Origin of the sequence: Aliiroseovarius sediminis (assembly GCF_022678485.1) — a bacterium.
Lineage (GTDB): Bacteria > Pseudomonadota > Alphaproteobacteria > Rhodobacterales > Rhodobacteraceae > Aliiroseovarius > Aliiroseovarius sediminis.
Genome location: NZ_JALBYP010000036.1, coordinates 1 through 24,264 on the forward strand (window position 1 = coordinate 1; position 24,264 = coordinate 24,264).

The window sequence follows — 24,264 nt, forward strand, 5'->3', positions numbered from 1 at the left end:
CGTAATATGGCGCGCGATCACGCCAATCTGAATTTTGGGAGAGATGTCCTGGCCAAGGTCGTCATTTTGTTAGCGTTGCATAATGGGGCGACTCACTTGAGTGAACAGCTCGACAGCTATTTTGCTCAATCCTTAAAAGATTGGGCGCTGGTTGTTGGTGACGATGGTTCAACCGATAGTGGGCCACAGATTTTGCAGCGCTACAGTGAATGCGCCGAGCGCGACCAAATCACCGTAGTGGAGGGGCCACGCCGTGGAGGGACCGCCAACTTCCTGTCGCTTTTGGGATCGGTTCAGGCGGATCAACCTTTTACCTGTTTCAGTGATCAAGACGATGTCTGGCTTCCGCATAAACTTGCTCGCGCGGTTGAAAGAATCGAAGCGCTCGAAACAGGCGGCCCTGTCTGCTATTTCAGCCGGACATTGATCTGTCGTGAGGATCTGTCAAACCCGCGGCTTTCACGGCCACAATCTCGCCCGCTCGGGTTTCGCAACGCGCTGGTGCAGAATGTCATTGCAGGCAATACGATCATGGTGAATGCTGCAGCTCTCGCGGTGCTCCAAAAGGCTTACGCAAGTCTCGATAGCGCGGAACCGGTGCTTTTGCATGACTGGTGGGTTTATCAAATCCTCAGTGGTACGGGGGCGACGTTCATTTCGGATGACGAGCCGAGTTTGCTATATCGCCAGCATAGCGGCAATCAGATCGGTGCGAATGACGGGGTGCGCGCGCAGTTCGCGCGGATCGCGATGGTGACACGAGGCACGTATGGTGAGTGGTACGCTCGGAACCTCGTTGCGATCCGTCCGGCCTTGCCTCAGTTTACGCCTGAAAACGTGCACGTCTTCAATGCTTTCGAGCAAGCTCGATATGCAAAGAGTTGGTGGCGCCGTGTTACTAAATTGCGGGGCAGTTGTGTCTATCGCCAAGGATGTCTCTCGAATCTCGCCCTCTATTTTTCGGCAATAATTAACAAGATTTGACTCTGTATTTTAAATGCACTGAAGTGCCCCATCGGGTGGTCCAATTTGAATGTTATTGCATGGTGGGCCTTTGGTCTAGGCTCAGGACTTCGGCAACGGATTCGTCCCTGTCAAGCGGTTTTGTGCATGCGGAAAGTGCCGCCTGTCTGCGGTCTTGTCCTTTGAACAATTGATCCGCTCTCCTGATCGGTAGCCTTCTCCTGAGATCGCCCCGGGTGCATGCTTCGGTCCGTGGTCAGCGCGATTGCCGCCAACATGATGCTGGTTCAATGCAATTCCGATGTGCTTCGACATGATCTGTGAGGCCAACGGTATCGAACATCGCCTTACGAAGCCAAACCATCCGTGGACCAACGGTCAGGTGGAGCGCATGAACCGCACCATCAAAGACGCGACGGTCAAGCGTTTCCACTACGATGACCACGACCAACTGCGCACCCATTTGGCGGACTTCATGGCAGCCTACAACTTCGCACGCAGACTCAAGACCCTCGGTGGCCTCACGCCCTACGAATACATCTGCAAGATCTGGACATCCGAACCAGACAGCTTCATCCTAAATCCGATCCACCAGATGCCGGGACTGAACACCTAAGCATGTTGCTTAAGGCACGGGATACAGCTGCATCACGCAGTCTGGCTGATCAGCTTTTAAGCCAACCCAATCCCTCTGCATCGGTGTATTTTCTTTCAGCGCAGCTTGCGCGCATGGTTGGTGATCTGCGCCTTGCCACGGATCATGGCCATAAAGCCTACAGCTTGAACCCTGCGCGCAGCGATATAGCCGATTTCGTAGCAGCGTTGCAGAGCAAGCCATAACCACAAAAGTCCCTGTTCCGCGCCTCTCTTTGGACTTGGGTGCGGATCAGATCGTCGATGGGCTGCAGGGCGAAGCGAATGTACGCGATTGGGTGATCGCCTACATGACCGTTTCGCTTGGCTCAGAGATGGTACTTGCGCGCAATTTCCAAGGCTTCGGCCTGTTCGGTGCCGATGTATTCCTTGGTGCTTTCAATACTGGCATGGCCGAGCAACAACTGAGCTGCGCGCAGATTGCCGGTTTGCTGATAGATATGGGTCGGGAAGGTCCGGCGCAGCGAGTGCAGGCCATAGAGGCTGGGATCGAGGCGGGCCTTTTCCAGCCAGGACTTGAACAGCCGCCAGAGTTGGCTTTCGCTGAGGTGGGTATGGGACCACCTTGCCCCCTGCCCCGTGAACAGCCAGCCGTGCAGCGGCTTTTCAGAGGCGGTGAGATAGGCGCGCAGGCTGTCGCGGGTGTTTGAGGACAGCCGCGCCTGGACTGGGCGCGCATTGCGGTGTTCGGTTTTCTTCTGCCGGATTTCGACTACCTCGCGCACCCCGGCCGGGGTGGCCACATCCGCCACCCGCAACCTCACCAGATCCGATCCCCGGAAACTTGTATCAAGGGCCACGCTGAACAGCGCCAGATCGCGCAAGGCTTTCTCTTGGCGCAGGATCATCCGGATCAGCGATACCTGGTCGGGCGTCAGCGGTGGTTTTTTGCCCACGACGCGGCCTTTGTTCCAGATGGTCTCGGCGGCAGCTTTCACGGGCAAATCCTTGCAGGGTTATTGCTATATAATACCCATAAACCTTGCATGATTGAAGCGGCATGTTGCAGGATACTGCACTTTTCCCATGTTTTGTTGAGTTTTCCGCTTACGCACTAATGCGAGCTTTTAACCAAAAGCTCGCATCAAAATACTTGCGTTTTGTTCAGCGCCCCACCCACGTTCAACGAACGCTAACCTTTATTCCTGATGCAAGGAGTTCTCTTGTGGTGAGTTCGAGGTTTCTAGCTTCATTGTCCAACCACTTTTCCCGCCTAATGGTTAGGAAAGGGGGCCTTTGAGTGCAAAGAATATATTCTCGCCAATGTTCTTGATTCTTCACATGTAGATCAACCGCCATGAGATTTTGTTTTGATCCAAGTGTGACAACCGATCGCCAAGCCCCAAAATGGACTAACCATTCAGGTTCTAGCATTTTTTCATCATTATCGGTTTCACGTCCCGCCCAGGTAAACTCGATGATCGCTCCGTTTCCATTATGCATGTTCCGAGCTGTTGGCTCCTTGGCGCAATAACAGTTCATTCCGCTGTCTCCTCTTGTCGGAGTGTTGACAGCAGAGATGAATACCTCAGATTTTAAGATGCTTAGAGCATGCGCAAGACTTGTATGATGGAAAATACTCTGCATTAGGAATTTCTTTGGTATGTTTCCCACATATTTTCAATTAGCTGACCCTGTGTAATACCAAGACGCTCAGCCTCTGCGGCAATGGCCTCCCCTACTTGAGGGAAGACCTTCGGGTGTAGCTGATAGGTGCGTGGACTTGGCTTACGTCCTGGCTTCTTTCGTGGGGTTCGATCGAGAAACCCCCTCGCCTCCCCAACCTCGTCAACGCGGCGGACCTCAGCAGCCGTGGTGTCTTTTGGTTTGGCCTTTAGCCCTGCAAGCCTATTTGAGCCGCTCATAGACAGCCTCCGTGAAATCTTTGGCGTTCTCCAATGCCTTATCGACCTTGCCGCCAGTTACCATGTCAGGGTCTTTCATCATCGCGGTCAGATCACCGCCATAAGCGAAGATTTCTGAAAACGCCGCGCGAGCCACGAGCGACGGTTCGATCAGATCTATCCCTGCCCCGCGCAGCTGTTCTTCCAGATCTCTTTGAACGCGGCTTTTCACAGCTGCGCTCGTTTTGGTCAGAACAACGGCGTGACGGATTGTGCGACCAAGCGCCTCTTCCTCTTCCCGAATCAAAGCCAAGGCTTCAGACCCGATCTCCGCGTCGAGCGCCGTTGGCTGCATAGGAACGAGAACCAGATCAGCTTGAGAAATAGCGCGGCTGACAAGCTGCGATGCTACGCCTTCAAGATCAACAATCACGATCTGCCCATCGCCATCTGATGCCCTGATCGTCGGCACTATCTCAGAGCGCCCTATATCCTGATGAAGCGTCACACCTTTGGGGAGTCCGTGAGATGCCCATCGGGTCAGTGACTTGTTGGGGTCGCAGTCCAAGACTGTCACTTGAGCTCCCATCCGAGCGAACTCTGTGGCCAGGATTACAGCACATGTGGATTTTCCGACGCCCCCTTTGGGGCTTGCCATGACGATGACGGGCATTGCTCGGCCTCATACTATTTTCATTACCGGATACATATCACTTACCGGAAAAATTTCAAACACCGGAATAAAATCTGATACCTGTTTTAAATCCATAACCGGTTTTAAACCGGATCAAGGTCTACCACGCTTCTCAAACCACTTACGGCAGAAACCTACGAATGCGGCATCCACATCCCTCGGTGCCTCCACGATCCAGTCGCGCCACTCACTTTCCAAGTGGCGTACATCCCAACCAGGCGCGGCCTGTCGCGCCCTATCGTAGGTTTCAGATTTCAGTGGAGGAATACGCCCTTCGATAAGGGAGGGCGGGGTCATCGTGCCGCGATTGGTAAAAACCACCATGTCCGCCACTTCATCGAAGAACACTTGATAATCTGGCAGGTGATCATGAACCGCCAGCTGCTTGATCATCTGACGAAATCGCTTTTCTGGGCTTTGCGATCCAGACTTCATAAGCAGGTGCTTTAGAGTAATCTTCCAGCTCTTTTGCTGACCACAGTGCTTGCGTGCCAGCTCGTAAACGCGGCGTTCAATCGGCTTGCGCAAGCGAAAGTAGTCGCGGTGAAGGGTCAGCACCTCTTCGTTTTTGATTGCATTGAAAACCCAGTCCGACAGCTTGACCTCACACCAGAGCAAACGACCGTCGAGGCCTTGCTTTCGACGGATGGAGGAGGCGTCGATCAACCCGAACCCATCAATCTGTTCTTCGTCACCAGAAACGATGTTCGTTCTGATCCGCGTGCCTTCCAACCGGTCAAGCGCATCCATAAGCGAGATGTATTCTCGACCACTGGTGCCACGGTTCGTGAAAATCAGGAGTTCGTGCGAATTGATACGAACGCGGGGCGAGACCGGTTCCCCATGTTTAAGTTTCGCCATAATCTGACTGATGCAGTAAATCAGGATGTCCTTGTCATAGATGGTTGCCAGCCCTTTGACACTCGGCGTGATTTCTAACCAGTGATCGCCATTCCTATAACGCTTCACAGAAGTCTCCGGTTTCTTGGAGAGTGAATAGAACGGATGCTCCATATGTTGCATGACGTCCTTGAGAACAGCGTCTGCAACATCACAGATGAACAGATCGTGCTGAGGATGACGATCAGGCAAGAGGGGCGTCAGTGGGTTCGTGTTTTCAGTTACCATAGCAGCACATTCGTGTTTTCAGTTACCCGTGTCAAGATTCGTGTTTTTAGTTACCAAAGTTCGTGTTTTCAGTTACCGAGATTCGTGTTTTTAGTTACCGATCGAATGCGTAACACGTTGATTCAAAATAGTAAAACAGGCCTCAAAAACAGCTTAACACTATATTTAACACATATTTAACACACTAAGCCTGTGGATAACTTGGAAAATCAACTCAATTCAGCGGGTTTTGATCAAACCTTCCACGGTAAGCCTTGCTCTTGAAGTATAGGTTCTGCTTGGCCTTGAGCGGGTTGCGATTGCCCACCAACAGCAGCAGATCATCCGCCTTCATGCCCGTGATCTGCTCTGCGGTCATGAGCTTCCGACGCTGTTCCGAGTAGGAAAAATCCCGACCCTCGTTCGGAGCTTTGCCCTCTCGAATTTGCTGAGAATAGACAGTGCTTTCCCCGAGGTGGCGCGCTGCCCATTCGGCGGTTTCGATATCGTTGAGGTTGAAGACGCGTTTGGTGATGCAGGAACCGAAGATCGAACGGGCATCGTTTGGCCCATAGGCCTTTTCTACCTGACCAGTATCTTGGGTAACGAACAGCGCTTCAACACCAGCACCTGCGGCGACGTTGGCGATGTTCATGATCTGCTCCATACGGCCCATCCGCACGAATTCATCGAGAACCAGCAGGATCGGGGCCTTGACCTTCCGCCGCCCGTCCTGGCGCACGACCGTGCCCAGCACGAGGTTGATGAACAGGCGCATGAAGATCGCTTGCTTATCCACCTGATCGAGCGGAACCACGATGAAGAGATCGACCTGGTCATCGAGAAGATCATCCATACGGAAGCTGGACCCGGCCAGGAAGTGGCGCATGTTGTCGGACTGCATCCACTCAAAAGCTTTTGAGACCGCCGTCTGAATCGATCCTCGTTCTCTGTCACCTGCGCGCAGGATCGTGGCGGCAGTCTGGGCAGGGCGGTGGCCGACAAGGTCGGCGTTTTCAGCCCAGGCCTCAAGCGTGCCGTCGAGGTTTGCGGACAGAAGCAGGTCGGCGACGGCGATCAGGTTGCGCCGGTTCGGCTCTTCCTGCGTCACGATCACTTCGATCGCCGCCGCGAACAGCTGGCGGGCCATTTCCGAGAAATGCGCCCCGTCGCCTTGTTCGGGTTTGACCAGGCCGTCCGCAACCAGGGCCACGTCCCGCGCCAGCTCGTGAGGGCGGATGTAGTCGAGCGGGTTGAACTGATCCTCTCCGTCCTCGACGAGGCCGAAGGGGTTGAGGACGGCCACCTTGCGCCCAAGCTCTTCGCGGTGGCGGCGCGTGACGGCGAAATTCTCGCCCTTGATGTCCAGAACCACGACAGGCCCCTGGTGATCGAGGATCGCCGGGATCACCGCGCTGACGCCCTTGCCGCCCCGTGTGCCGGAGACGACGAGGTGATGCCCGCCGCGCCATCCCTTCGCATCGTTCTTGACGTAGCGCAGGAGTTTGCCCTTGTGCAGGGCGAGGGGCAGGCCGGTCTTGTTGCGTACAAGCTGGGCAATATCGTGCGGGTCCATCCATCCCGCTTGCCACGGGCCTGTGCGCGATTTGCGGTTGCGGCCAATGCGCGGATTGAAGATCGCCATCAGCGGGGTGCTGACAGCGACAGCCACTCCGAAGGCCCCAAGCGCGAAGGAGATCGCCATGGCCTGTTTCTGCGGATCAGAATACCGCGCCAGCCCCTTGAGTCCTTCCCAAATGGCACGGGGGAGGGGCCAGCCTGCGCCCGTCCATGCCTGGATAGTCGCCAGTATGTCGCTGAGCGGGCCTCTGAGGGGCGCCAGGGCTGTGAGGGCGGCAGCGCACAGGCAGACCCATGCGAGGAGCTTCAGCGGTGTCCTGTGACGCTCTGCGGCGGTTCCGAGGGTGTCAAGGATGGTGGCCATGGCGATAATCGGAACCGCATAGCTGGTCACCGGGTAGATCGCGACCGCTTGCGGAGCGAGGATCAGGGCGGCAGCGGCCAGGATCACAGCACCGATCATGATCACCCAGTGGCGGGCTTCTAGAACAAAACTCATGACCGGTCCTCTTGCGCGTCAGGAAACAGAATCTGCCAGAGTCCCCGGTCGCGGTCCCGCTGGGTGAGGCGCTCTGGCAGGTCGCGCCGCACGATGCTCTGAAGAGCAGGTTCGGCGCTCAAACGGTCGAAGACCAAAGTGCCCAGGAGCCATTTGAGGCGGTCTTCGTCTTTCTTTTGTGAGAGACGCCGCCGGGCATCGAGCGCTGCGATCTGGGCGTCGAGCTGGGCTTTCTTCTCGGTCAGTTCTTTGATCCGGGCGTCGGGCGGACGGCTTTGGGACATGGGGTAACCTCGGGCATAATCGGGGCGAATGTAGTGGCGGATTGATAGCTTGAAAAGAATTAAATGCGCGCTTATACATTGTCTTCGACAACGTGCGCGTCCTCATGGGGGTAAACCCCCGCGCCGGACGGCTTCCCCCCCAAGGCGGCGATGCCGCCTGAACGAGGGTTTCACCCTCGCGCTCCCGACCAGCGCAACCAGGCGCTGGACCCTGTTTTAAAGAGAGGCGCTCGATCCGTGGCGATCTATCATCTCAGTGCGAAAGTGATCAGCCGGGCCGGGGGCCGGTCATCGGTCGCAGCCGCCGCCTACCGGACGGCTGGGCGGCTGCGGGATGACCGGCAGGGGTTGGAGCACGACTATTCCCGCAAGGGCGGGGTCGTTCATTCCGAGATCATGGCCCCTGAAAATGCGCCCGACTGGATGCGCGATCGCGACCAGCTCTGGAACGCGGTCGAGGCGGTTGAGAAGCGTCGTGATGCGCAGCTTGCCCGCGAGATCGAAGTGGCTCTTCCCCGCGAGCTCGATCGCGGGGAGCGCCTGGAACTGTTGCGTGGTTTTGTTCAGCGCGAATTTGTCGATCGCGGCATGATCGCGGATGTGGCCATTCACGAGGGCAAGGCCCGTGATGGCCACGGTCAGCCCCATGCACATGTCATGCTGACCATGCGCGAGCTGACCGGCGAGGGGTTCGGGAAGAAGGATCGCAGCTGGAATGCGCCGGATTTGCTGATGGGCTGGCGCGAAGCCTGGGCGCGGGATGCGAACACAGCCCTTGAGCGGGTGGGGCGGTCGGAACGGATCGACCACCGTTCCCTTGATGTTCAGCGCGCCGAAGCCGAGCAACAGGTCGAGCGCGCGCGCGGGGGCGGACAGGAAGAGCTTGCGCTTGAGCACGAGAAGAAGGTGGTCGAGCTCAGCCGCGAGCCCGAGCCGAAAATTGGACCATCGGCCAATGCTCAGGAAAAGCGTGGGATCGTCACGGAGCGCGGCGAGGCTTTCCGTGCGGCGCAGGCGCGCAATGCGCAGCGCCAGGAGCTGGGCTGGCGGCAGTTGGAATTGCGGCTTGAGCTGATGGAGCGCGGGCGCGCCTTCATTGCCACCGCGCGCGAGCGGCTGGATCATCTATGGGGCCGCGCCGAGGCGGCGATGTCACGGATCAAGGAGAGGGTTATGGGCGAGGTTGAGAGGCCGCAGGCTGGGGCCGAGCGGGGTGATATGGACGCGCGCCGGGCGGCGGTGTTGGGGCGCGATGTTGATCGCCCTGAGCTGCAAGCGCCGGATGTCGGGCGCGAGAGGGTTGCGCCTGACGATCCAGACCGAGATCGTCGGGACGCCATCCTTGGGCGGCAGCGTGACGCTGAGCAGGCGCGGGATACTGCTGCCGTCGAGAGGGACATTGCCGCCCGCGACGGCGATCGCCTTGACCAAGGGCGGCGGGATGACATCCTCGGGCGTGGGCGTGATACTGCGCCCGAGCGCGGGCAGGGCCGCGATCGCGACAGAGAGCGTTGACGGAAGGAAAACACATGACCCACCCGAATGAAGTTCATCACAGCTGGCATGAAAAAGAGGCTATTTTCTGGGAGCTACAGAATCGCCACGGTGTTCCCGGTTTTCACGGCGATCGGCACGGCTGGACCCTATTCGAATCAGATTTTACCAAAGCCGTCCAAGACCGCACAAAGCGGGATTACGCCATTTACGTTCGCGCCTATGATTTCGGGAAATATCCAGAGATATACGAAGCGATGGAGGCTGTTGGTGCGCGAGTAATTTCCTTGCAGGAGGCCGATGACCTTGTTGCGGCAGGAAAGACTATCCCTGGTGTGCCTGGGTCGAATGGGTGACACGTGAGCTCTATGGTGGGAATTGAATGAGCAAGGTTGAGCGATGGTGCGTTGCCCTCAACGCTAAAAAGGCCCCAACCTGCGGTGACTGGGTTGCCGTGAGCGGGCTTTGCCCAGGTGAGGAAGAAACCGCACGGTTCCTCTTTTTGGACGGGACGGAGGCAGATGGGTTCACGTTCCTCGATGTCCCACAGGAGCAGGTTGGCGACTCTCCCAGTGGCGAGCAGGTTCCGTGGCTGCACTTTCCAGACTGCATGGAGATCGTCGGAGTGGAACGTCAGGACTGGCGACCGCCGAGCTGGCCGCACGACAAGACATTGTGGCGTCTGACCCTGGTAAGCCTGCCGTCGAATGTCGAATTCGAGAAACGGCTTTTGGTTGGTCAAGAAAGTAGGCGTGGTGTCCTCAGCCGGTTAGGGTTGAGATAGGGCTTGGCGATTAAAGCCGCAATCAACCTGCGGAAGCAGGCGTCTTCTCTTCCGCAAACTGGTCGATCTTGATCTCCCGATCTGGGAAGCGGGCGATGATCTCCAACTCGCCGCCCATGGCCTGGATAAAGCGGCGCACGGTTCCGACATACATGTCAGTGCGTTTCTCCATCTTGGCGACCGAAGCCTGGTTGATTTGCAGGATCGCCGCGAGCTCCTCTTGAGAGAGCTGCATTGCGCGCCGCACTTCAGCCAGTGCCATCTCTGTTTCCAGGGCTTCAGATTTTGCGCGAGCGCGCGCCTGCGCATCCGGCGACATACGATTGCGCAGAGTTGAAAAGGACGTACGGCCAGTCATTTTTCTGTCTTCCCTTCGGCTTTCAGTTCTTCGACATGCTGATCGTAGAGGTCATCTGCGATCGGGATCATGTCTTCGTAGAATCTGTCGTTTCCTGTCTTGTTTCCTCCGATCAGCAGGATTGCCGATCGCTTTGGATCAAACGCGTAGAACACTCGAAACGGTTCTCCGTGGCTTTGAACGCGCAACTCGCGCATATGGCTGTGTCGGCTACCATTTATCCCGCTTGAGTGAGGATAAGGCAGGTTTGGTCCCCGTGCTTCAAGGCGCTGGACATACGCATCCACGTCTTCTTGTTCGGTTTCCGTGAGGCTTTCCCACCAAGTTTCGAACTCATCCGTGTATTCAACATCCCATGCCATGGAGTGCATAAATATGCCTCTGGGTGCATAAATCAAGGATTCTTTTGATGCTGTCGCAAGATGATATCAGACAGGGCAGGGGATCGACGGGCTAGCGCCCGCTCACCCCAACCCTGACAGTTTCCAAATCCAGTTGATCCGCCTGCCATCCCGGCAGGTCCGAGAAAACCGGCAAGCGCCGCCTGTGGGGGGTAGATTCCGGTAGGGGGCAGGATCGTATCACAAGGCCCTGACACCCCCTTCTTTCCTCCATTTTGAACTCTGTGCCGCCTTTGTGGTGGCGATGATCGCGGTGCGTCCGTTTGGGAGCCGTGACGGTGGCAAGAAATAGGGCTGATTACTTCACAAGCTGGCCCCGGTTTGCCGCCGCCACCGGTATTCGCCAGTGAGCAGGATGTGTGCCCAGCCGAGCGGCGAGATATGCGCCAGTAAATTGGGCGCACAATTCAACCCGGCCCGCTGACGCGCGGCGACGGCCTGACCGAGATGCTTGGTGTTCCAGTAGATGATGATGGCAGCGAGCAGGTTGAGGCCGGCCATGCGGTAGTGCTGCCCCTCGGCGGTGCGATCACGGATTTCGCCCTGTCGCCCGATGCGCAGGGCGTTTTTCAGGGCGTGATGGGCCTCGCCCTTGTTCAAGGGGTCTGATGCCGGAGGGGGCAGAATAGTACGCTAAGGGCTGATTTTGGCCCCTGTGCGGTGCAGGGTTCTGTAGATCGTTGGCCTGGAGACCGCGAACAGCTCAGCCAGATCACTGATAGAATACTCGCCGGTTGCATGCATGCGCGCGAGTTCTTTCTGTTGTTTTTCAGAGAGTTTTGGCTGTTTTCCACGGAGTTTGCCCTTTGCACGGGCGATGGCCATGCCTTCTCTCGTGCGCAACCGGATCAGATCGGCCTCAAACTCGGCAAAGGTAGCGAGAATGTTGAAGAACATTTTGCCCATGGGATCCGTCGGGTCGTAGATAGACATCCCCAAGGCGAGCTTGACGCCCTTTTTTTCCAGCTGTTCTGCGATAGCGGGGTAGACTCCGGCTGGGTGCAGAATAGTAGGCCCCATCGGAAGGTTTGTACGTAGGATTACTCTAAGCGAGAACTTTGGGCGAACTTAATCAGGTTCCCCAATCTCTGGCGGGCCTGATGTGCAATGGTCGCGCAATTTTACGCTCAGCAGCACCAGAATGCCAGTCGAAGTCGCCAGATAGGATGATGTGCTCCCATCCGAGCGGTGATGTGTGTGTTAGGAGTGCGGCATCGTATAGCGGGCTGGTCTTGGCGAGATGGTTGGCAGCTTTGTCCATGTAGACCGTGTTCCAGAACGTGATAGCAGCAATAACGAGATTGAGCGCCATGGCGCGTTTCTGTTGGGCCACATCGGAGCGATCGTGAATCCTTCCTTGCGCGTGCGCAAATACGGCCCTCGCCAAGGAGTGGCGCGCTTCACCTTTGTTTAGTCCAGCCTGGCATTCCTTGCGCAGATCGGCGTTCTCGATCCAGTTGAGCATGAAGAGCGTGCGCTCAACGCGGCCAATCTCACCGAGGGCGAGGTAGAGCCGGTTCTGTTGACGGTATGCGCCAAGCTTGCGCAAGATTTCAGACGGTTTCAGAGACTTGTCCCGGACACTGGCCGTGAGCCGCATGATGTCGCCCCAATGCTGCCGGATCACCTCTTCGTTGATCGGCTTGCCGATGATGGGTGACAAGGTCGCCCATGCCTTCGCGCTTCCGAAGCAGGCCAAGCGCCGATCAGGGAAGTCACGCAAACGCGGCGCAAAGGTCATCCCCAACAGATGGAAGAGGGCAAAAACATGGTCCGACACGCCGCCGGTATCTGTGTAGTGAACGAGGGGATCGAAGCTGGCCGGATTGTTCAGGAGGCCATCGAGCACGAAAGGGGCTTCGCCTGCGGTTGCCCCGATGACGCTCGAATGGAACGATCCGTATTGGCCTGACAGGAAAGAGTAAATCTTCAGTCCGGGGTCTGGGCCATATTTGGCGTTGATCACACCGCTGCCACGATTGGCGGAGAAGAATTGGCCATCCGATGAGCTATGTTCAGCCGCGCCCCAGTGCTGTGAGAAGGACAGGCCATGATGGGCATCAACAATGCGGCCCAGAGCATCGGCGAACGTCTCCGGCCGTAAGTACCATGTTTGCGCCCAGGTCAGCTGTGCATGGCTGACGCGTGATGAGGCATAGGCCATCCGCTCAAGCCCGAGATTGGTCGCCCCGGCCAGGATCGTGGCCAACACAGCGGCGGGCTCATCGTGATGCTTGCCAGAACGCAGATCAGTGAAGGCGTCGAGGAACCCGGTCTGCGCATTCACCTCCCAAAGCAACTCTGTGATGCGGATACGTGGCATCACGGCGTCAATGGCCCGTTCCAGACGCACCGCAGCAGGTGGTGTCACAGCTTCATGGGGCGTGATTTTCAAGCGCCCGCGCTCGATCCGGACGCCGGTGAGAGCATCGCGCTTCAAGGTGTGGTCCACTTGGTCAAGGCGTTTTGCCAGCGTGGCCCCCCGATCCGCCAGCCATGCTTCCGGATCTGTCTCGAAGCCCGCGTCCCGCATGGCGGTTTCAGCTTTGTCTCGCGGCATGAGATAGCTGTCGAACCGGCGATACTCACGACTGCCATCAACCCAGACATCCCCGGCGCGCAGGCGGTCTCGCAAGGTGGAGACAACGGCGGTCTCGTATACGCGCCGTTGTGGTTGTCCGTCTTGTACGATCAGCGACGGCCAATGCTTGGCCGGGAACGGCATGGGCGGATCATCGGGCAACTTGCGTTTGCCGGTGCGGTTCTGATCACGCAGCAAGGCGATTGCATCCTTGAGATCGTCCCCCGCATCGGTGGCATTGAATTGGAAGGCCTCCAGAAAGGCAGGGGCGAACTTGCGCATATAGGCATAGCGCTCGGCCGCCAGGGACAGTGGGTCACTGGTGGCCAGCTCTCCGAAGCCGGCTATTTCGTCACGCTGATCCAAGAGGGTGTCCCACCCGATTTCCGCATCGAGTGCAGCAAAGGGATCCTGCCCGAGTTCTTGTGCGCGGGCCATCGCATCAATGGTTGAGCCGAAGAGCTGCATCAGCTTGCCGACCCTTGCCTTGCCCATACGCCAAACTTCCTCCTGGCGGTTGCGGGATCTTGAGAACAGCTGTCCGGCCAGACGCTCGAACATGGCAATGGTCGCGTCGGTGATCGTGATGGATAAATCCGCCATCTGCGCCGCGAGCGTTGCGATCCGCCGCCGCTCACCAAAATCGTTCAGCAAGCTCACGGGTGCCACCGCGCCTTCGCGCGCGAACTTGATCAGTCGGTCCGGGTGAAGGCCCTGCCCAAGGTCGGACGGCAGGTCTAGGGATCGCAGATACTTCAGGCGATCCAGAAGCGCCATCATGCTGGCCGGACTGGCCGAATGCGGAAAGCCGCGCAACCACGTGAGCCGCGTTTGCCCAACGGAAGGGGCGTTCACCAAAAGCGCCCGCAACCTGCTGCGCTGCTGTGGCGACAGGGAGTCAAACAACGCAGCGGCAGCCTCCCGCCGCGCGCGGGCCCGGCCCCTCAAGGCCAATCGCTCGATTGTGTCAGCGCTCGGCAATATCAGGCGGTGCTTGCGAAGTTCCGCAACGAGTGCCTCTACAATCTTCACGCCGTGATCTGTCGCGAACGCGGCCTTCGTCGCAATATCTTCTGCCAGCGTCATGTGCGGTTTGGTGAACGGCGTCAGATCCAGATGCTGCATCGCGAGTGCTTGGTGCGCGGCCCGAGTAGCCCCACGGCTTGCATAGTCCAAGAGTCGTGAAGGGGAGAGATGTAGCTGGTCCCCAAGCCATTCCAAAAAGGGCGCAGGCAGTACCATACCATCGTACCACCCTTGACCAGGGTGTCGGAGCAGGGAGACATGGACAGCCAGCCCGAACCGATTTCCATCGCGGCGGCGTGTTCGGATCAACTCCAGATCCGGTGGTGACAGCAGATAATGGCGCACCAAATCATCAAAACCTGTCGGTATATCGAAAAGGTCTGCACGGGTACTGGCGGAAAGCAATGAGCGAGGGGGCATGCGTGTCCTTAAAACGGTGTTGAAGTTTTCTGGACACCCCTTAATATATAGACTAATAAATAGACAGATTCAGGCGCGTGGATTGGGCGGTTTGGTCCATCGCGCATGTGTCTCAAAAACGTTCGTTAAAAGGACGACCATGGCACGATCTGGCGACATTCTGGGATACGCGCGGGTATCAACCTCTGATCAGGACCTTTCCGGCCAGATCGAGCGGCTGACAAAAGAAGGGGCCGTGCGTGTGTTCGAAGATGTTATCTCGGGCAAAACGTTCGAACGCCCGGGGCTCACCGCCCTGATCGACTATGCCAGGTCAGGAGATACGCTCGCTGTCATCCGCCTCGACCGGCTGGGCAGGTCACTCAAAGAACTTCTCGAAACCGTAGATGCGCTGAAAGCACAAAACATCGGGCTAATCAGCCTTGAGGAACGCATTGATACGACTTCCGCTGCGGGCGAACTCGTGTTTCACGTCTTTGGGGCAATCGCGCACTTTGAACGCAGACTAATCTCCGAGCGCACAAAGGACGGGTTGGCAGCAGCCAAAAAACACGGACGAAATCCTGGACGTCCATCTTTGCGGCCAGAGACAATCTCGGCGCTTCAAAAACTCGTCGCGGCGGGAACTTCGGTCTCACAAGCTGCAAAACATCTCGGCATAGGCCGGTCAACGGCTTATAAAGCGGTCAGCGAAATCAAACAAACATAGATGTTCGCCCAAAGTTCTCGCTTAGAGTAATCCTACGTACAAACCTTCCGATGGGGCCATGCAGGCCGCAAGACAACCCGCCAGATCGTCCCGACGCTCGATCTCGCGCAGCAAGATCAGCCCGGCATCGGAACTCATGTCCACACCGTCAAAACCAAGCAGGATCGGCTTGCCATTCACAGGTGACAAACGCGGGAGAGAGCTTGTAGATTTGTCCATGGTGAGAGCTGGCTCCTCGAAATCCAAGGTCTTGGTTTCAACACTCAAAATCTACAAGATTTCAGAATCTTACGCCACTCTCACCGACTCCTCATGAATTTTTCGGGCTAAGTGCATTTTTTGCTTTGCTCAGAATACCCATTTGGCGGTACCTCTTTGTTTAGACGGTCGCAAAGAGATTACTCTTCCAACAGGGAACCATAGAGGCGCTTTTCGATTTCGGCCCATTCGGGATTGGCTTCATAGAGCGATTTAAGCTCTGCAGGGGTGAACCAAAACGAAATATCTTTGATATATTTCAGCGAAGTTTCATTGACCCGCGGAACTTTTATTTCGTTGATGCGCAGCGCCTCACAAAGGTCCTGTTCCAGGTGATCATCCCGAATCCAACGATCAACCGGGGGCGTGTTAAAACGCCGCAGGACGCTATCGGCCTGCAACACTGATCCAGTGCGTGTAAAAAACGCGCCTTTGGCCAGCATTTCACGGGTCGGAACCTGATCTGGAGAGCGTGCGACTTCGTAGTGAACCCGACTTAGCAACCATTTCGGAAGCCTGCGGATGCCAGCGAGAATACGCTTTCCGCTTGGGTCAAAATCAGCGTCGTGTTTCAGGCGTTGGGGAATATTGTGGTGCCAGATAGCTGGATGTTTACCTGTCACGCGATCAAAATGAATATCTTTTCGGCCACGGAACGTGCCCCGTAGTGCCCTTTCGACTGCAGTGCCCGCACATTTTGGAACATGCAACCAAATGAAATCTGGCCCGATAATCATTGTCTTCTCCTGTCCGTACAATTTTTCTGGTTACAAGATAGATAGAGCGCCTGCACCCGTCCTGTGCAATTATGCCCCAGGGCTAGGCTAATTGAATGGGATATCAAAACGCCTGCAGAACTTCTCGTAATCTGGCCGCAGCAGATCGCTTAAGCGTTCAAACACAGCGGGCGAAATGTCAGTTAGTTTTGTTTGGTGGCTATGCTGAATCTCGGTAAAGGATCTGTTCCATATGGGATCCACTCCTACGTGCTGAAACACGCGCTCGATTGTTTCTTGTGGCGCACTGCGCAATTGACTGTTGTCCAGTATCAAAAGGCGTTCGCCAAACACGCTGCGATATTTTTCGACCTTGGCAACATAGCAGCTGAAGTTGAGCACGTTCATGAAGTTTGCTTGAAGCGGCCCGATCCCGGGAAACATCTTGTTTATTTCATGACTGAAGAAAGTGGTACAATCCATTTCCTGCAAAACGGGTAGCTTGTTGACCCGCTGCAGATGGTGAAAATGCGAGATCGCACGTTCAACCGGATTGCGCGCAATGACGATAACTTTGCCGTCCGGGTTATAGTTGTTGATAAGCCGGGGCATCAGCGGCGTATTGGTCACATCAAGATATGTCGGGCTTGCATCGACATAGTTTTGCCCGGTTGGCAGCCCGTCAAAATGTGACTCGTACCATTCGTCGCCATTGGCATAGTGCAACGAGAAATAGTGTATCTCTTTTTGCGAGCCGGAATGGACTTCAGGATGTGATGTGAGAATACGGTGCAGTGCGGTGGTCCCGCCTTTCATCGTGCCAACGACAAAGATATTCGGGCAGTTTGACGTATGGGTCATTGGCTTGTGCTTTCTTTGGATGTGCTGTCTTTCCTGGTTCTTACCGAATGTGTTTGTTCCAGCGTCCGCTCGACGCTTTTTGCATCAAAGGGCGCACCCAGAAAATCAAACAGACCTTTCAGGACCGCCGGGTCGCGAACATAGTCGTCATAGTGGATAAGATAGCTGTTCTTGGAACGCTCAGTGAAAATCCGGCGAAAATTGACGTCTGCATCGCGGATGCGATCCTCGCTGACGTTGTGCTTGGCCAGACGATTGCTTTCGATAACCGCATCAAGATCGCGCGTATTGAAAACAAATGCACTGCGCGGAAAGACCTCCATGACAAAGTCCATATAACCAACCAGTTGTTGATAAGGGACCTGAAACCTAATTTCTTTGAAACCGGTCATCACATGTTCTTGTCGCGAAGGCATGATATCACGTTTGAAAATCGTGAGCATTTCTTCGAGATAGGCATCTTGCGGAATATCGTTCGCCCCGTACCACGGATGGGTGGCGTCACGAGCAGCTTTTTTGTGGCGCTTGCCCGCAGCCAGACCCTTTGACATCTGATAGATATGAAACAGAAGGTTTCCGTTTTCTCCGCGGATGTCCGCACCCGGTATTGTGTTCAGGATACCTTGCAGAAGTGTGGACCCCGAACGGCCATAAGTGATGATGAAGACATAGTCGAAATTCATGCGTTCGATCTTTCGTTTAATCCAAACTGCTCAGCCAATTCATCAAGATAGGCTTTGGCCTTTCGTTGTTGCTCAGCACCCAGTTTGTGGCGTTTCTGCACGTCTTCTTGCACGCCTTTGATTTCATCAAATTGCTTGGCGTCGAAGTTCGAGATGGTCACACTGTTTTGATGTCGGCGGTGAATGTTCTTTGACTGTGCATTAAACGCAATACCCCCGCGTTCCATCATCCAAAGATAAACAAGCCAATCGCCGACGAAACGGACGCTTTCAAGGTGTTCGCGATGATTGGTCAGCACATCAGACAATGCCGCGGCCTGCATCACAACGCCACTTGCATTCGGGATTGTATTTTTCAAATACAGCGCCTCGGCGATCTCGGTTTGACCATCATGTACATAGCTTTGCGCCCAGTGGGTGTTGCTGACTGGATCGGTGTAATATCGGTAATCCGCAGCCAGAGGGTTCCCGTCTTCGTCAATCTGAGCGGAGTCGGTATAGGACAGTACTGTGCCTGACGCTTCAAACCCACGCATCGCCGTGGTTAGAAAGTCCGGCAGCGCAAGGTCGTCTGCCTCGGCGATCCAGATATAGTCGCCTTTTGCCAGTTCCAGCCCTTTGATCCACTGACGGAACACATTTCCCGAGTTTTCCTGGTTCGGGATGATACGGATTGGCCGCGCAGCTTGGGCGGCATATTCATGTATGACCTGAAGGCTTTCATCCGTTGAACAATCGTCCAGAACGATAACTTCGTAAATTGGGAAATCCTGCGCCAGAACACTGTCCAATCGTGCTTGGATATGGCGTGCGTAATTGTAATTCGGCACGATAACCGAAACACGCGGAACGGTTCGGCCCGTCAGCGCCAACAGATCTACGGTATAGCTGGTAAAATCCGTATTGTCGCGGATATGACGAGCTGCGGCAGCGGTCATTCGTTTGGTTTCGTCAGGAGCATCCAACAAATCACCGATTGCGCGCGCCATTGCCGCTGGGTTTTCGGCGGGCACTGCCACGGCCAGTCCTTCTTTGGCAAGCTGTTCTGAACCTGTCGCTCCACCGAACATGACCACTGGCATTTCTGCTGCCATCGCCTCAAGCACGACTGACGGATATGGATCTTCGCGTGACGTTAGCAAAAACACATCAGCGGCCGCATAATAAGATTGTGGGTCTGATTGACGCCCAAGAAACTGCATATGGTCTGAGACACCCAGTTCGTTCGCCAATGTTTCGAGTTTTGGCAGGAATTCCACGTCAACATGGCCGATCCAGATGCCGCGAACCTTGCGCCCAGCGTTATGCAGATCAACAAGCGTCCGAATGAACAGATCAGCACCTTTGCGATGATCGACATAGCCAACGCCCAAAAGCACGCAAGTTTGATCATCGACAGCGAGCTCGGACCTAATTCTTGCGCGATGCGACGCAGCGGTGTGTTCCAGCAGCGGTGTGTGCAGATACAGCCCTTGGGGCAGTATCTTTGCCTGAGGTGCCGGCTGACCAAGATAATTTTCGAAGTGCTCATGTACTACGGGGGCAGGGAAAACAACGCGATCTGCATGTTTGACCACAAATTCCATTTGCGGACGCAGACCTTTTTGTTCGAAGACTGATGCCATCTCGTGGATAAGGGATACGACTTTGTACCCGGCGACTTTTAGTTGCGGCAGAATTGAAGCGCTGACTGTGGTGTTGGCGATGGCGATCTGATCATGCTCACGCCGTAAGCGGCGTAACAAAAGAACAAGATCCTCGTCCTCGAGATATGGCTTATCAAGCAAAGTCACACTTGCATAGCGGCTGTATTCTTCTACCAACACACCACCCGACAACAAAACGATGTCGACCTTGATCCCATTTTCGGTGTAGCTGCGTGCGAGGTTCAGCAACAAAAGCTGCGCGCCGTGCGGGTGGGCATCATGGCCGACAAGCGTGACGGATCGCGGCATCTCGTGCGGGTTCAAAGCTGCGCGCGACGCCTCGAGATAGGCATACCCATACTTTGTGTCCGGTTCCAGATGGGCGCCTTCGGCCCATTCATTCCACGCGTTGCAGAAGATGATTTTCTCATCGGGTGTTTCTGCCTCTTCCAACGTGCGGGTGATGGCATTTTCCAGCCAAACCCGGTAATCGGCTGGATTGGAATTGGCGAAAATCGAACCCTTCAATTTGCGACGGGCTGTATTGTCCCAAGATGGGCATACGGACCGATAAAGTTTGTAATCGGGTTTTGGATACTGGCACGACCGCACTACGTAGGAGCGCCAATCATGTACGATCCCACCGAAATCTACGACAAGTCCAGGCACTTTTTCGGTTAGATTGACCGGTGCGTAATTGTTCGGCGGAAATTCGATCGCTGCATCAAATCCATAGTCTGCCGGGTCCACACTTTCGAATGATTGGGTGTAAGCCAGATAGATTTCACCGACCCCGTTTTCGCGACACCACCTGCGCCACCGTTCGGCGGTTTCAGCGGCATTTGGCAGTAAGCTGGGTCGATACACCAGCATCAAGGGTTTACCATCAATACGAATATAGCGTGAATCCAGCAAATAGGGTGCGACTTCTACTATGAATGCCAAATCGTCCTCGGGGCTGTGATTTTGGGATACAAGCAGCTCGGAATCTCGCCCATCCCAGCGACGTGACCAGTTTTCATTGGCCCAGCAAATGCAAAATGGAAAATCGAGGTCGGGATTATTCAACCAGTTTTCAACCGGTTTCTCTAGCAAGCGTTTGCCAGAAAACCAATACCAATAAAAACAGAAACCTCCGATCCCATAAAGCTTTGCCAATGCAACCTGGCGCGCCTGAGTCTCAGTGTCTAACAGATTGTAGTATCCAAGCTCGATCGGCTCATGAGGTTGGTAGTGGCCTGGGAATTTTGGTGTCGCTGGTTGAACGTTCGTCCATTCCGTGAACCCCGGTCCCCACCATTCGTCATTTTCTGCGATGGCGTGATACTGCGGCAAATAAAACGAAATCATGCGAACCTTGGAGTCCACAAGATCAAGGGGCGCATATTTTTCGACAAAACAGTTCTCTTCGCGGATCAAAACACCCCCGTCCGTGCCATCCCTGCCAGAATAGTCTGCTCTTATGGACTGCAAGCTTTGACCAATTTGTACGCGCTGGTCATGAGCAGCTTTCCAGCTTTTGTAAAACTCGGTCTTGCCGATCGCAAACGCGAGTCTAGGCACAATGAAGCCTTTTAGGTTTTCCTTGCGACTTTGTGAAACTGGCAGTTTAGCCCAAGCTGTACGCGTCTGTTCACCGAAAGCGACCTTCAACTGTAGCATCGTTTTTTTTGTCGCGCGCAAAGGTACAGTGACCCGCCAAGAGACACTTGCATAGATACCATCGATTGCTTTTTGGTATTCCGCTATGGAATTCTTGTAGGCAGCGATCTGGGTCTTCAAATTGGAAATATACACCGACACTTCCCGATTGCGTTCTTCAAGCACCGATATTGCTTTTTGGTATTCCGCTATGGAATTCTTGTAGGCAGCGATCTGGGTCTTCAAATTGGAAATATACACCGACACTTCCCGATTGCGTTCTTCAAGCACCGATACTGCTCGCTTAGTCTGAGACAGCTCGACTTCGGTTGCGCGCAGTGCCCCAAGTGTCAGCCACTCGGTTTCATCCAACTGGCTGCGTACATCGTCCATCGCAGCTTGTGCTTCGACTGAATTGGGGTTGGCGCATAGATTGTTTAGGGCCTGAACCACAGATAACGCCATGCCACATGTGTATTCATTTTCGCGCAATGCTGTGGCGTCACTGTGATTGTGACGCCCTTTTTTGGTGATAAACTTGTCTATATCTGATGCGAAACTTTCCGTTTCAGACAGTGCATTCAAGCTTAGATCCTTTGCCATCCGTGACAGCTCGGCCCGCCAGTCAGATAACAATGCGTCGTAGTCAACAAAGCTTCGTTGCATCCCACGAGTGGCGTATTCAGCTTCCAAGACATGACGTAGCCAAAGCAGGGTGCCCTTGCGCAGGTCCAAGCCATCGCGTTTTTGCAGAGAACCGGCGACATCCAACGGATTACGGTATGGGATTACGATACGAGTGGTAAACCCCGCATCATTCAAAATGGGAACAATAAGAGGCGCCAACCGGCAGGCGCGTGGTTCCTTTAAGATTAGGTCTTGTTCTTTAGCTTTTTCGGCCCTGATCCATTCGCTTAGTTCTGTACGATAGGCCGAAACCAGATCTGGGGCAATCTGGGTTGGGTCGATCATTCCCCAATCATGCCAGTCGCTGCCGATTTCCTCAAGAAATTGTTGATTTCGGTCGTTCAGGAATTTTGGTTCCCAGTGACCAAATTGGTTGCTAGCAGTTGCGCCAACCAGTTCCTTGGAAAGTGAATAACCTGCAAAATTTAACACGCGGGCCAACATGCTGGTACCAGAGCGGTGCATGCCCAAAACAAGAAGACAAACTGGGGGCTTGGGTTGGCCGTTTCCGTCGTTCGTTTCGTCGCTGGACCGAGCATTCATTGACGTGGCAGATGCTTTGACGAACTGTGATTTACTCGCCATGATTTGCGCCCCTTCATTCGATTAGGATTATGCGGTGACCAAGGCCTACTACCAGTTAAATCTGCCCCCTACTTAGACCACTGACCTTTTCGGCACAACTGGAATAGCCCCCTGAAAGTGGTCCACCAACTGGGATAGTTTTATCCCGCAATTGGAGGATCAGCGATGGCTGGAAAACGAGAAAAGCCCGAAGAGATTGTATCAAAGCTTCGACGCGCCTTCGTTAAGTCGTTTGACATTCTGCCAACGGACTACCGACGCCACTTTGGCAAAAGAGAGCCAACCCTCTCCATCACAGATGAAGAGAAGACACCGGACATTGAGAATTGGATACGGAATGGCAGCTAACCGCCATAATTCACCACGGTCGGATTTCGGCTTGGGTTCGTGCGTCTCGTGGTGTGCATGACCTTCATGCGCGACCGGAGTGGTCGCCCCTGGGCTGACGGCCGGGCGTTTGTTTTTTTGGGATCTTTGTTTCAGTTTCGGGGTTTGCGGGGCGGGCGTTCGTCAAGCTGGCCTTGGCGGGGCGAGAGCATCGAAGAGCAGACGGAGAAGCGCTTGCTGTGGGCAGGACGCCGGCAGCGTGACGATGATCCGGGTCTTCTTCTCAACGATGGTTGCCGCGAGCTTGACCAGATGCAGGCGCAACGTATCGAACTGGGCGCGGCGCCATGGAGATTTCTTTGGACAGGCGGCGCGCAATTTCCACCACATCCAGTAGGCGGCTCCGTGCAACATCAGACGCATCTGGTTGGCGGTCGCCTTCGGGCACGAGGTCCGGTCTGATGCGAGATGGGTTTTCCAGGCCTTGATGTGGTTCTCGGCCTGACCCCGGGCGGAGTAGAGCCTTTCGTAGAGATGCTTGCCGCGCCCGCCTTCGAGATTGGTGACGATGTAGCGGGTGTCGCGCCCATTTGGGCTGACCTCGACCCGGGCGACGACGCGGCGCTTTTTCGACCACGACCGGGCCGCATAGGAGAATGTCTTGAAGCGCCGCAGCTTTTGGCCGGGCTTGCGGGCGTAGCGCACGGCCGTCGAGGCCTCAAGCGGCAGGATGTGCTCCGCCAAGCGGCTATTTTTCGATAAGCCAAGGACATAGAGCAACCCGAGCCCGTCACACAGATCCAGAACCTCCGGGGTGCAATAGTGACTGTCGGCGCGCAGCAGGATCTCGGTCCTGGGCCAATAGATGCGGATCTGCCGGATCAATCGGCGAATGTGGGCCGCGCTCTCAGCGCCCTTGGGTCGACGGGCGGGGCGCAGCAAAGCCCCGACGAGCCGACCCGCGCCGTCAAAAACAACGATGGGCTGAAAGCCGTATTCATCATAATAGGAGTTGAACAGGCGCAACTGCTGGTGGCCATGCACCGCGTCAAACGTGTCGTCGATGTCGAGGATGATCCGACCGGGCGGGCGCGCAAAGGACTGGCAGTAGACCCGGACCATCTCCCGGCCCATCCGGATCAACGCGCGCATATCGGCCAGGTTTTCCATCCGCGAGATCGTGGGCTGCGAACACAGCGCTGCCCCGGCCTCAGGACCGCGCTCCAATGCCAGCTTGAAACTCGGATCATGCCGCAGGCTGGTCGCGTCATTGCCATCTTCATACCCTGCGGCAATCATCATGATCCGGAAGCGCATGATCTCCGCCAGATCGTGCTGAACCCTGGCCGGATCGCGTACATCGGTGATGCAGGCCGCAAGACAACCCGCCAGATCGTCCCGACGCTCGATCTCGCGCAGCAAGATCAGCCCGGCATCGGAACTCATGTCCACACCGTCAAA

At 55.5% G+C, this 24,264-nt stretch carries 21 protein-coding genes and 3 pseudogenes; 7 read left to right on the forward strand and 17 right to left on the reverse strand.

The window, feature by feature from the left end:
* From MN186_RS13960 to MN186_RS13970, 3 genes and pseudogenes are all read left to right on the forward strand, one after another.
* A partial coding sequence (locus MN186_RS13960) for a glycosyltransferase (protein WP_242114991.1) occupies nt 1–984 on the forward strand: 984 nt, incomplete at its 5' end.
* A gap of 286 nt (nt 985–1,270) precedes the next feature.
* Nucleotides 1,271–1,579: pseudogene (locus MN186_RS13965) on the forward strand (integrase core domain-containing protein); the annotation flags it as partial.
* Between the two features lie 2 nt (nt 1,580–1,581).
* Nucleotides 1,582–1,803, forward strand: a complete 222-nt coding sequence (locus tag MN186_RS13970) for a hypothetical protein (protein WP_242114992.1) — start codon at nt 1,582–1,584, stop codon at nt 1,801–1,803.
* Between the two features lie 122 nt (nt 1,804–1,925).
* Here MN186_RS13970 and MN186_RS13975 read toward each other — a convergent pair whose 3' ends face one another.
* The 6 genes from MN186_RS13975 to MN186_RS14000 all read right to left on the reverse strand — a co-directional run bounded on the left by MN186_RS13975 (nt 1,926) and on the right by MN186_RS14000 (nt 7,626).
* The gene (locus MN186_RS13975) at nt 1,926–2,555 is read right to left on the reverse strand and encodes a tyrosine-type recombinase/integrase (protein ID WP_242114993.1); all 630 of its coding nucleotides are present in this window, start codon (nt 2,553–2,555) and stop codon (nt 1,926–1,928) included.
* Between the two features lie 184 nt (nt 2,556–2,739).
* Nucleotides 2,740–3,204: a hypothetical protein gene (locus MN186_RS13980; RefSeq protein WP_242114994.1), complete on the reverse strand. Its 465-nt coding sequence runs from the start codon at nt 3,202–3,204 to the stop codon at nt 2,740–2,742.
* Between the two features lie 261 nt (nt 3,205–3,465).
* Nucleotides 3,466–4,134 carry a ParA family protein gene (locus tag MN186_RS13985; RefSeq protein WP_255744276.1) on the reverse strand — a complete coding sequence of 223 codons (669 nt, stop codon included), beginning with the start codon at nt 4,132–4,134 and terminating at the stop codon, nt 3,466–3,468.
* A 114-nt stretch (nt 4,135–4,248) separates the two neighbouring features.
* Nucleotides 4,249–5,283, reverse strand: a complete 1,035-nt coding sequence (locus MN186_RS13990) for a replication initiator protein A (RefSeq protein ID WP_127044712.1) — start codon at nt 5,281–5,283, stop codon at nt 4,249–4,251.
* 214 nt (nt 5,284–5,497) lie between these two features.
* Nucleotides 5,498–7,342 carry a type IV secretory system conjugative DNA transfer family protein gene (locus MN186_RS13995; RefSeq protein ID WP_242114995.1) on the reverse strand — a complete coding sequence of 615 codons (1,845 nt, stop codon included), beginning with the start codon at nt 7,340–7,342 and terminating at the stop codon, nt 5,498–5,500.
* Nucleotides 7,339–7,626 (reverse strand): hypothetical protein, encoded by a 288-nt coding sequence (locus MN186_RS14000; RefSeq protein ID WP_242114996.1) that lies wholly within the window; start codon nt 7,624–7,626, stop codon nt 7,339–7,341. The genes MN186_RS13995 and MN186_RS14000 overlap by 4 nt, the downstream gene beginning before the upstream one ends.
* A gap of 237 nt (nt 7,627–7,863) precedes the next feature.
* On the opposite strand from MN186_RS14000, the gene mobQ reads away from it, so the two are divergent.
* The 3 genes from mobQ to MN186_RS14015 are packed head-to-tail and all read left to right on the forward strand — an operon-like array spanning nt 7,864 to nt 9,904.
* Nucleotides 7,864–9,141, forward strand: a complete 1,278-nt coding sequence (gene mobQ / locus MN186_RS14005; RefSeq protein WP_242114997.1) for a MobQ family relaxase — start codon at nt 7,864–7,866, stop codon at nt 9,139–9,141.
* A gap of 14 nt (nt 9,142–9,155) precedes the next feature.
* Entirely contained in the window at nt 9,156–9,476 is a 321-nt protein-coding gene (locus MN186_RS14010) for a hypothetical protein (RefSeq protein WP_242114998.1), read from the forward strand.
* Nucleotides 9,477–9,502: 26 nt separating this feature from the next.
* Nucleotides 9,503–9,904: a hypothetical protein gene (locus MN186_RS14015; RefSeq protein ID WP_242114999.1), complete on the forward strand. Its 402-nt coding sequence runs from the start codon at nt 9,503–9,505 to the stop codon at nt 9,902–9,904.
* 22 nt (nt 9,905–9,926) lie between these two features.
* Here the strand turns inward: MN186_RS14015 and MN186_RS14020 are convergent, their stop codons facing one another.
* The 5 genes and pseudogenes from MN186_RS14020 to MN186_RS14040 form a co-directional block, all read right to left on the reverse strand.
* Entirely contained in the window at nt 9,927–10,262 is a 336-nt protein-coding gene (locus tag MN186_RS14020; RefSeq protein ID WP_174861608.1) for an XRE family transcriptional regulator, read from the reverse strand.
* On the reverse strand, nt 10,259–10,624 hold the full coding sequence (locus MN186_RS14025) for a type II toxin-antitoxin system RelE/ParE family toxin (protein WP_174861609.1): 366 nt from the start codon (nt 10,622–10,624) through the stop codon (nt 10,259–10,261). Before MN186_RS14025 ends, MN186_RS14020 begins: the two co-directional genes overlap by 4 nt.
* A gap of 342 nt (nt 10,625–10,966) precedes the next feature.
* A pseudogene (locus MN186_RS14030) lies at nt 10,967–11,263 on the reverse strand (Tn3 family transposase); the annotation flags it as partial.
* Between the two features lie 33 nt (nt 11,264–11,296).
* Complete coding sequence (locus tag MN186_RS14035; RefSeq protein WP_255744278.1) at nt 11,297–11,683, reverse strand: recombinase family protein; 387 nt, start codon at nt 11,681–11,683, stop codon at nt 11,297–11,299.
* A 52-nt stretch (nt 11,684–11,735) separates the two neighbouring features.
* Entirely contained in the window at nt 11,736–14,690 is a 2,955-nt protein-coding gene (locus tag MN186_RS14040) for a Tn3 family transposase (protein WP_242115001.1), read from the reverse strand.
* Between the two features lie 139 nt (nt 14,691–14,829).
* Here MN186_RS14040 and MN186_RS14045 point away from each other — a divergent pair, with 139 nt between their 5' ends.
* Complete coding sequence (locus tag MN186_RS14045; RefSeq protein WP_242115002.1) at nt 14,830–15,399, forward strand: recombinase family protein; 570 nt, start codon at nt 14,830–14,832, stop codon at nt 15,397–15,399.
* Between the two features lie 57 nt (nt 15,400–15,456).
* Here the strand turns inward: MN186_RS14045 and MN186_RS14050 are convergent.
* The 6 genes and pseudogenes from MN186_RS14050 to MN186_RS14075 form a co-directional block, all read right to left on the reverse strand.
* Nucleotides 15,457–15,618 (reverse strand): annotated as a pseudogene (locus MN186_RS14050) (IS1380 family transposase); the annotation flags it as partial.
* A 179-nt stretch (nt 15,619–15,797) separates the two neighbouring features.
* Complete coding sequence (locus MN186_RS14055) at nt 15,798–16,394, reverse strand: hypothetical protein (RefSeq protein WP_242115003.1); 597 nt, start codon at nt 16,392–16,394, stop codon at nt 15,798–15,800.
* 87 nt (nt 16,395–16,481) lie between these two features.
* Nucleotides 16,482–17,234 carry a sulfotransferase family protein gene (locus MN186_RS14060; RefSeq protein WP_242115004.1) on the reverse strand — a complete coding sequence of 251 codons (753 nt, stop codon included), beginning with the start codon at nt 17,232–17,234 and terminating at the stop codon, nt 16,482–16,484.
* The gene (locus tag MN186_RS14065; protein ID WP_242115005.1) at nt 17,231–17,917 is read right to left on the reverse strand and encodes a sulfotransferase; all 687 of its coding nucleotides are present in this window, start codon (nt 17,915–17,917) and stop codon (nt 17,231–17,233) included. The genes MN186_RS14060 and MN186_RS14065 overlap by 4 nt, the downstream gene beginning before the upstream one ends.
* Nucleotides 17,914–22,476 (reverse strand): glycoside hydrolase family 99-like domain-containing protein, encoded by a 4,563-nt coding sequence (locus MN186_RS14070; RefSeq protein ID WP_242115006.1) that lies wholly within the window; start codon nt 22,474–22,476, stop codon nt 17,914–17,916. The genes MN186_RS14065 and MN186_RS14070 overlap by 4 nt, the downstream gene beginning before the upstream one ends.
* Nucleotides 22,477–22,986: 510 nt before the next feature.
* Nucleotides 22,987–24,264 (reverse strand): IS1380 family transposase (locus MN186_RS14075; RefSeq protein ID WP_242113910.1); only part of this gene is annotated, 1,278 nt, incomplete at its 5' end.

Bases quoted from the DNA above. Each gene is read 5' to 3' on its own strand.
- MN186_RS13990 (WP_127044712.1), bottom strand. From the start codon at position 5,283: ATGGTAACTGAAAACACGAACCCACTGACGCCCCTCTTGCCTGATCGT.
- MN186_RS14065 (WP_242115005.1), bottom strand. From the start codon at position 17,917: ATGAATTTCGACTATGTCTTCATCATCACTTATGGCCGTTCGGGGTCC.
- MN186_RS14045 (WP_242115002.1), top strand. From the start codon at position 14,830: ATGGCACGATCTGGCGACATTCTGGGATACGCGCGGGTATCAACCTCT.
- MN186_RS14000 (WP_242114996.1), bottom strand. From the start codon at position 7,626: ATGTCCCAAAGCCGTCCGCCCGACGCCCGGATCAAAGAACTGACCGAG.
- MN186_RS14055 (WP_242115003.1), bottom strand. From the start codon at position 16,394: ATGATTATCGGGCCAGATTTCATTTGGTTGCATGTTCCAAAATGTGCG.
- MN186_RS14025 (WP_174861609.1), bottom strand. From the start codon at position 10,624: ATGGCATGGGATGTTGAATACACGGATGAGTTCGAAACTTGGTGGGAA.
- MN186_RS14040 (WP_242115001.1), bottom strand. From the start codon at position 14,690: ATGCCCCCTCGCTCATTGCTTTCCGCCAGTACCCGTGCAGACCTTTTC.
- MN186_RS14010 (WP_242114998.1), top strand. From the start codon at position 9,156: ATGACCCACCCGAATGAAGTTCATCACAGCTGGCATGAAAAAGAGGCT.
- MN186_RS14060 (WP_242115004.1), bottom strand. From the start codon at position 17,234: ATGACCCATACGTCAAACTGCCCGAATATCTTTGTCGTTGGCACGATG.
- MN186_RS13980 (WP_242114994.1), bottom strand. From the start codon at position 3,204: ATGCAGAGTATTTTCCATCATACAAGTCTTGCGCATGCTCTAAGCATC.
- MN186_RS13995 (WP_242114995.1), bottom strand. From the start codon at position 7,342: ATGAGTTTTGTTCTAGAAGCCCGCCACTGGGTGATCATGATCGGTGCT.
- MN186_RS13970 (WP_242114992.1), top strand. From the start codon at position 1,582: ATGTTGCTTAAGGCACGGGATACAGCTGCATCACGCAGTCTGGCTGAT.
- MN186_RS14020 (WP_174861608.1), bottom strand. From the start codon at position 10,262: ATGACTGGCCGTACGTCCTTTTCAACTCTGCGCAATCGTATGTCGCCG.
- MN186_RS14015 (WP_242114999.1), top strand. From the start codon at position 9,503: ATGAGCAAGGTTGAGCGATGGTGCGTTGCCCTCAACGCTAAAAAGGCC.
- MN186_RS14070 (WP_242115006.1), bottom strand. From the start codon at position 22,476: ATGGCGAGTAAATCACAGTTCGTCAAAGCATCTGCCACGTCAATGAAT.
- MN186_RS14035 (WP_255744278.1), bottom strand. From the start codon at position 11,683: ATGGGGCCTACTATTCTGCACCCAGCCGGAGTCTACCCCGCTATCGCA.
- MN186_RS13985 (WP_255744276.1), bottom strand. From the start codon at position 4,134: ATGCCCGTCATCGTCATGGCAAGCCCCAAAGGGGGCGTCGGAAAATCC.